Below are 6,046 nucleotides of genomic sequence, written 5' to 3' on the forward strand. Positions count from 1 at the left end.
CCGCGCCGAGCGGAGCACGCGCGTGACGACGCCGGGCGGGCGCGCCGTCGAGGTGCGCGTGCCGGCGACGAGCGCGAACCTCGGGCCGGGGTTCGACACCCTGGGCCTCGCCCTGAGCATCTACGACGAGCTGACCGTCGCCGCGCTCGCGCCGGGCGAGCTCGACATTCGCGTCGAGGGCACGGGAGCGGACGAGATCCCGACCGATGCGTCGAACCTCATCGCCCGCACCGTCCGATACGCCTACGAGGCCGTCGGCCGCCCCGCGCCCGGACTGATGATCCGCGCGCGCAACGGGATCCCCCACGGGCGCGGTCTCGGGTCGTCCGGCGCCGCGGTGGCGGCGGGGCTGCTCGCGGCCAAGGGGCTGCTCGCCGGGGAGGCCGAGCTCGGCGACGCCGACCTGCTGCGCCTCGCCACGGAGATCGAGGGGCACCCCGACAACGTCGCGCCGGCGCTGTTCGGCGGCCTCACGATCGCCTGGATGGACGAGAGCGGCCCGCAGCACAAGAAGCTGCTCGTGCACCGCGGCGTCGCGCCCGTCGTCTTCGTGCCCGACCGCACGATGTCGACCTCCGCCGCGCGGAGCGTGCTGCTGCCGGAGGTGTCGCGCGAGGACGCGGTGTTCAACGTCTCCCGCTCCGCGCTGCTCATCGCGGCGCTCACGCAGAGCCCCGAGCTGCTCATGGCCGCGACGGAGGACAAGCTGCACCAGGACAGCCGCGCGATCGCGATGCCCGAGACCTACCGACTCGTCCGCGTCCTGCGCGACGCGGGGTTCGCGGCCGTCGTGTCGGGGGCGGGGCCGAGCGTGCTCGTGCTCGTCGACGGCCCCGGCGGACGCCTCGACGCCGCGCGCGTGGTGGAGGAGAGCGCCGAGGGATCCTGGCGCGCCCACATGCCCGCCGTCGACTTCAAGGGTGGTACAGTGAAGGCACCAGCGGAGGGTGCTCTCGAGCACGACATCTGAATCTCCGTCGCAATTCTGCGAAGCCCCGCACTGATCCCGACAGCCGCGTGCGCGCCCTCCGGGTCGCATCGGCAGACCGGGCGATCATCGCGCCCCTGCGCGAGACACCGACATCCGTGTGCGGATCGGCTCTGATCCACTGAACGACACAAGGAGTGCTCGTGGCATCCACGAACGAGAACGCCGACGCCTCGCAGCGGGGCACCATCGAGGCCGAGATCGACGCGGCGATCGCCGCCGCCGACGAGCGGGCGAAGGGCGCGAAGGCGCCCCGCAAGCGCGCGCCGCGCCGTGCGACGTCGGCGTCGACGGCCCCGCAGGCCGAGCAGAGCGCCGAGGCTGCCGCCCCGCAGCAGGAGGCGGAGGCGCCTGCCGAGGAGAAGCCGGCGCCGAAGAAGCGCGCCCCGCGCCGCACCAAGGCGCAGATCGAGGCCGACCGGGCCGCCGAGGAGGCCGCCAAGGCCGAGTCCGGCGAGACGGCGCCCGCCGCGGACGGCGCGGCCGACGAGGCGACCGAGAAGAAGCCGGCGCGTGCGCCGCGCGCCCGGAAGGCTCCGGCGAAGAAGGCCGCCGACGAGAAGGCCGACGCCGCCTCGGATGACGCGCCGGCCGCGGAGACGGCTTCGGCGGACGCCCCCGCCGAGGAGGCGCCCGCGAAGAAGACGACCCGCGCGCGCCGCGCCCCGGCGAAGAAGGCCGCAGACGAGGCCGAGAAGGCCGAGGGCGCCTCGGACGAGGCGGCGGCTCCGGCCGAGGCCGCTGCAGCGGACGCCGCCGACGAGAAGCCGGCGGCGAAGAAGCGCGCCCCGCGTGCGGCGAAGGCGAAGGCCGCGGAGGAGAAGCCCGCCGACGAGGCGGCGGCCGAGAAGTCGTCCGCTCCGGAGGAGAAGAAGGGCGGCGACGCCCCGGCCGCCGCGGCAGCGGATGAGGCAGGGAAGGCCGACGAGGCGGCGAAGAGCGACTCCTCCGACGCCGCGTCGTCCTCGGACTCCGGCGACGGCCAGGACGGCGACGACTCCGAGCAGGGGTCGGGCCGCAGCCGCCGCAGCCGCTCGCGCGGACGCCGCAAGAAGGGCGGCGACGCCGACCAGGGCGGTCAGGACGCCGATCAGGGCGACCAGGGCCAGAAGGGCTCCTCCGACGCCAAGGGCGGATCCGGGCGCGGCGGCCAGCAGAACGGCCGCGACCAGAAGGGCGGCCGGGACCAGCAGAACGGACGCGGGCGCAGCAAGCGCGGCCGCGGCCGCGGCGCGGACGACGAGTTCGAGCCGGAGATCGGCGAGGACGACGTGCTCATCCCCGTCGCCGGCATCCTCGACGTGCTCGACAACTACGCCTTCGTGCGCACGACGGGCTACCTCCCCGGTCAGCAGGACGTCTACGTCTCGCTCGGCCAGGTGAAGAAGTACCACCTGCGCAAGGGCGACGCGATCGTCGGCGCGATCAAGCAGCCGCGCGAGGGCGAGTCCTCCGGCCGGCAGAAGTACAACGCGCTCGTGCGCGTCGACTCGGTCAACGGCCTCTCGAGCGACGACGCGGCCGACCGCGTCGAGTTCTCGAAGCTCACGCCGCTCTACCCGCAGGAGCGCCTGCGCCTCGAGACGGCTCCCGAGAAGCTGACGCAGCGCATCATCGACCTCGTCGCGCCGATCGGCAAGGGACAGCGGGGCCTCATCGTCGCGCCCCCGAAGGCGGGCAAGACGATCGTGCTGCAGCAGATCGCGAACGCGATCGCGCAGAACAACCCCGAGGCGCACCTCATGGTGGTGCTCGTCGACGAGCGCCCCGAGGAGGTCACCGACATGGAGCGCTCGGTCAAGGGCGAGGTCGTCGCCTCGACCTTCGACCGTCCCGCCGAGGACCACACGACAGTCGCCGAGCTCGCGATCGAGCGCGCGAAGCGCCTCGTCGAGCTGGGCCGCGACGTCGTCGTGCTGCTCGACTCGATCACCCGCCTCGGCCGCGCGTACAACGTGTCGGCCCCCGCGTCGGGCCGCGTGCTCTCGGGCGGGGTCGACGCCGCGGCGCTCTACCCGCCGAAGAAGTTCTTCGGCGCGGCGCGCAACATCGAGAACGGCGGATCCCTCACGATCCTCGCCACGGCACTCGTCGAGACCGGATCCAAGATGGACGAGGTCATCTTCGAGGAGTTCAAGGGCACGGGCAACATGGAGCTGCGCCTGTCGCGCCAGCTCGCCGACAAGCGCATCTTCCCTGCCGTCGACGTGAACGCGTCGTCCACGCGCCGCGAGGAGATGCTGCTGTCGTCCGACGAGGTCAAGATCACGTGGAAGCTGCGTCGCGCCCTCGCCGGCCTCGACCCGCAGCACGCGCTCGGCGTCATCCTCGACAAGCTCAAGGAGACGACGTCGAACGTCGAGTTCCTCGTGCAGATGCAGAAGAGCAGCCCCGCGACGGGCGGTCGCGGCGACAACGAGATCCGCTGAGCCGGACGGACCGCGAGTGTTCGAGTCCGTTCACACGCTGATCGACGAGCACCGCCGGGTGCAGGAGGAGCTCTCCGACCCGGCGGTGCACGCCGACGCCGCGCGTGCGAAGCGCGTCAACCGCCGCTTCGCCGAGCTGTCCCGCATCGTGCGCGCCCACGAGGAGTGGACCGCGGCGGGGGATGACCTGGAGGCGGCCCGCGAGCTCGCCCGCGAGGACGAGGCGTTCGCCGAGGAGGTGCCCGCGCTCGAGGAGCGCCTCGCCGAGGCGCAGGAGCGCCTGCGCCGCCTCCTCATCCCGCGCGATCCCGACGACGCCCGCGACGTGATCATGGAGATCAAAGCGGGCGAGGGCGGCGCGGAGAGCGCGCTGTTCGCGGCCGACCTCCTGCGCATGTACACCCACTACGCGGCGTCGCGCGGCTGGAAGACCGAGCTGCTCGAGTCGGACGCCTCGGATCTCGGCGGCTACAAGAACGTGCAGGTCGCGATCAAGGGATCCTCGAACGACCCCGCGCAGGGCGTCTGGGCGCACCTGAAGTACGAGGGCGGCGTGCACCGCGTGCAGCGGGTGCCGGCGACCGAGTCGCAGGGGCGGATCCACACGTCGACGACGGGCGTGCTCGTCTTCCCCGAGGTCGACGAGCCCGACGAGGTCGAGATCAGTCAGAACGACCTGAAGATCGACGTGTACCGCTCGTCGGGGCCCGGAGGGCAGTCGGTGAACACGACCGACTCGGCCGTGCGCATCACGCACGTCCCGACGGGCATCGTCGTGTCGATGCAGAACGAGAAGTCGCAGCTGCAGAACCGCGAGGCGGCGATGCGCGTGCTCCGCGCGCGCCTGCTCGCGCGGCAGCAGGAGGAGCGCGCCGCGGCGGCCTCCGACGCGCGCCGCTCGCAGATCCGGGGCATGGACCGCTCGGAGCGGATCCGCACCTACAACTTCCCCGAGAACCGCATCGCCGATCACCGCACGGGCTTCAAGGCGTACAACCTCGACGCCGTGATGGACGGCGCTCTGGAGCCCGTCATCGCGAGCTGCGTCGAGGCCGACGAGGCCGAGCGCCTCGCGGCCCTCGGCGACTGAGGCCGCCGCGCGGGCGGCGGGCCTCCCGTGCGAGAATCGAACCGCCCGTGTGATCCCCCGAACCGAGGAGCTCGAAGTGCAGTACATCTCTACGCGAGGCGGCGCGGAGCCGCTGACGTATTGCGAGGCGCTGCTCGAGGGGCTCGCTCCCGACGGCGGTCTCGCCGTGCCCGAGACGATGCCGGCGGTCGGCGCCGATCTCCTCGAGAGCTGGCGCGGTCTGACGTACCCCGAGCTCGCGACCGAGGTGCTGGCGCTGTTCGCGACCGACATCCCGCGCGACGACCTCGCCCGGATGTGCGCCGCGGCGTACGCGTCCTTCCCGGACGAGGTCGTGCCTCTGCGCTCGATCGGCGGGGGGATCTCCCTCGTGGGGCTGAGCGAGGGGCCGACCCTCGCCTTCAAGGACATGGCCATGCAGTTCCTCGGCCAGGTCGTCGAGTACGCGCTCGCGCGCACGGGATCCGTGCTCAACGTGCTCGGCGCGACCTCGGGCGACACGGGATCCGCGGCTGAGCACGCGCTCGTCGGCAAGGAGCGCATCTCGGTGTTCATGCTCTCGCCGCAGGGGCGGATGAGCACGTTCCAGCGCGCGCAGATGTTCTCCCTCGACGACCCGAACATCCACAACATCGCGATCGACGGGGTGTTCGACGACTGCCAGAACCTCGTCAAGCGGCTGGCCGGCGACCTGGAGTTCAAGCGCGCGCAGCACCTCGGCGCGGTCAACTCGATCAACCTCGCCCGCATCACCGCGCAGGTCGTCTACTACTTCTGGGCCTGGCTGCGCGCGACGGACCGCGAGGGCGCCCGCGAGGTGTCGGTCACGGTGCCCTCTGGCAACTTCGGCAACATCCTCTCGGGCTTCTTCGCGAAGCAGATGGGCCTGCCGATCCGCCGCCTCGTGCTGGCGACCAACGAGAACAACGTGCTCGACGAGTTCTTCCGCACGGGCCTCTACCGTCCGCGCGCCGCGGCGGAGACGCTCGCGACGTCGAGCCCGTCGATGGACATCTCGAAGGCCTCCAACCTCGAGCGCTTCCTCTTCGAGCTCGTGGGGCGCGACGCATCCCGCGTCGTCCGCGCGTTCGGCGAGCTCGACGAGACGGGCGCGATCGACTTCACGGCCGACCAGCCGCGGTTCGTCGACGAGTTCGGGTTCCTCAGCGGATCCTCGACGCACGCCGACCGCCTGGCGACGATCCGCGCGGTCCATGAGACGGCGGGCGAGATCATCGACCCGCACACGGCCGACGGCGTGAAGGTCGCCCGCGAGCACCTCGAGGAGGGCGTGCCGATGCTCGTGCTCGAGACGGCGAAGCCGCAGAAGTTCGCGGAGACGATCCGCGAGGCGATCGGCGTGGAGCTCGAGTACGCGCCCGAGCTGCGGGAGATGCTCGACGCGCCGCAGCACGTCGTCGACATGGCGGACGACGCCGACGCGCTCCGCGCCTTCATCGAGGCGAACGCGCTGCGCTGAGCGTGCAGGCGAGAGGGGCCGGACGCATCGCGCGTCCAGACCTCGGTCGGGCTCGTCCT

The 6,046-nt window shown here is 72.3% G+C and carries 4 protein-coding genes; all 4 read left to right on the forward strand.

Features of this window, described 5'->3' with window-relative positions:
- The first annotated feature begins 22 nt into the window (after nucleotides 1-22).
- The 4 genes from thrB (at nucleotide 23) to thrC (ending at nucleotide 5,987) form a co-directional block, all read left to right on the forward strand.
- Nucleotides 23-970, forward strand: a complete 948-nt coding sequence (gene thrB / locus NHL53_RS12625) for a homoserine kinase (protein WP_433777224.1) — start codon at nucleotides 23-25, stop codon at nucleotides 968-970.
- Nucleotides 971-1,395: 425 nt separating this feature from the next.
- Complete coding sequence (gene rho, locus NHL53_RS12630) at nucleotides 1,396-3,417, forward strand: transcription termination factor Rho (RefSeq protein WP_433777226.1); 2,022 nt, start codon at nucleotides 1,396-1,398, stop codon at nucleotides 3,415-3,417.
- Nucleotides 3,418-3,433: 16 nt separating this feature from the next.
- Nucleotides 3,434-4,507: a peptide chain release factor 1 gene (gene prfA / locus NHL53_RS12635; RefSeq protein ID WP_433777225.1), complete on the forward strand. Its 1,074-nt coding sequence runs from the start codon at nucleotides 3,434-3,436 to the stop codon at nucleotides 4,505-4,507.
- A 76-nt stretch (nucleotides 4,508-4,583) separates the two neighbouring features.
- Nucleotides 4,584-5,987, forward strand: a complete 1,404-nt coding sequence (thrC, locus tag NHL53_RS12640; RefSeq protein WP_433777227.1) for a threonine synthase — start codon at nucleotides 4,584-4,586, stop codon at nucleotides 5,985-5,987.
- Nucleotides 5,988-6,046: the final 59 nt, after the last annotated feature.

The organism is Microbacterium sp. gxy059, from assembly GCF_050958665.1.
Lineage (GTDB): Bacteria > Actinomycetota > Actinomycetes > Actinomycetales > Microbacteriaceae > Microbacterium.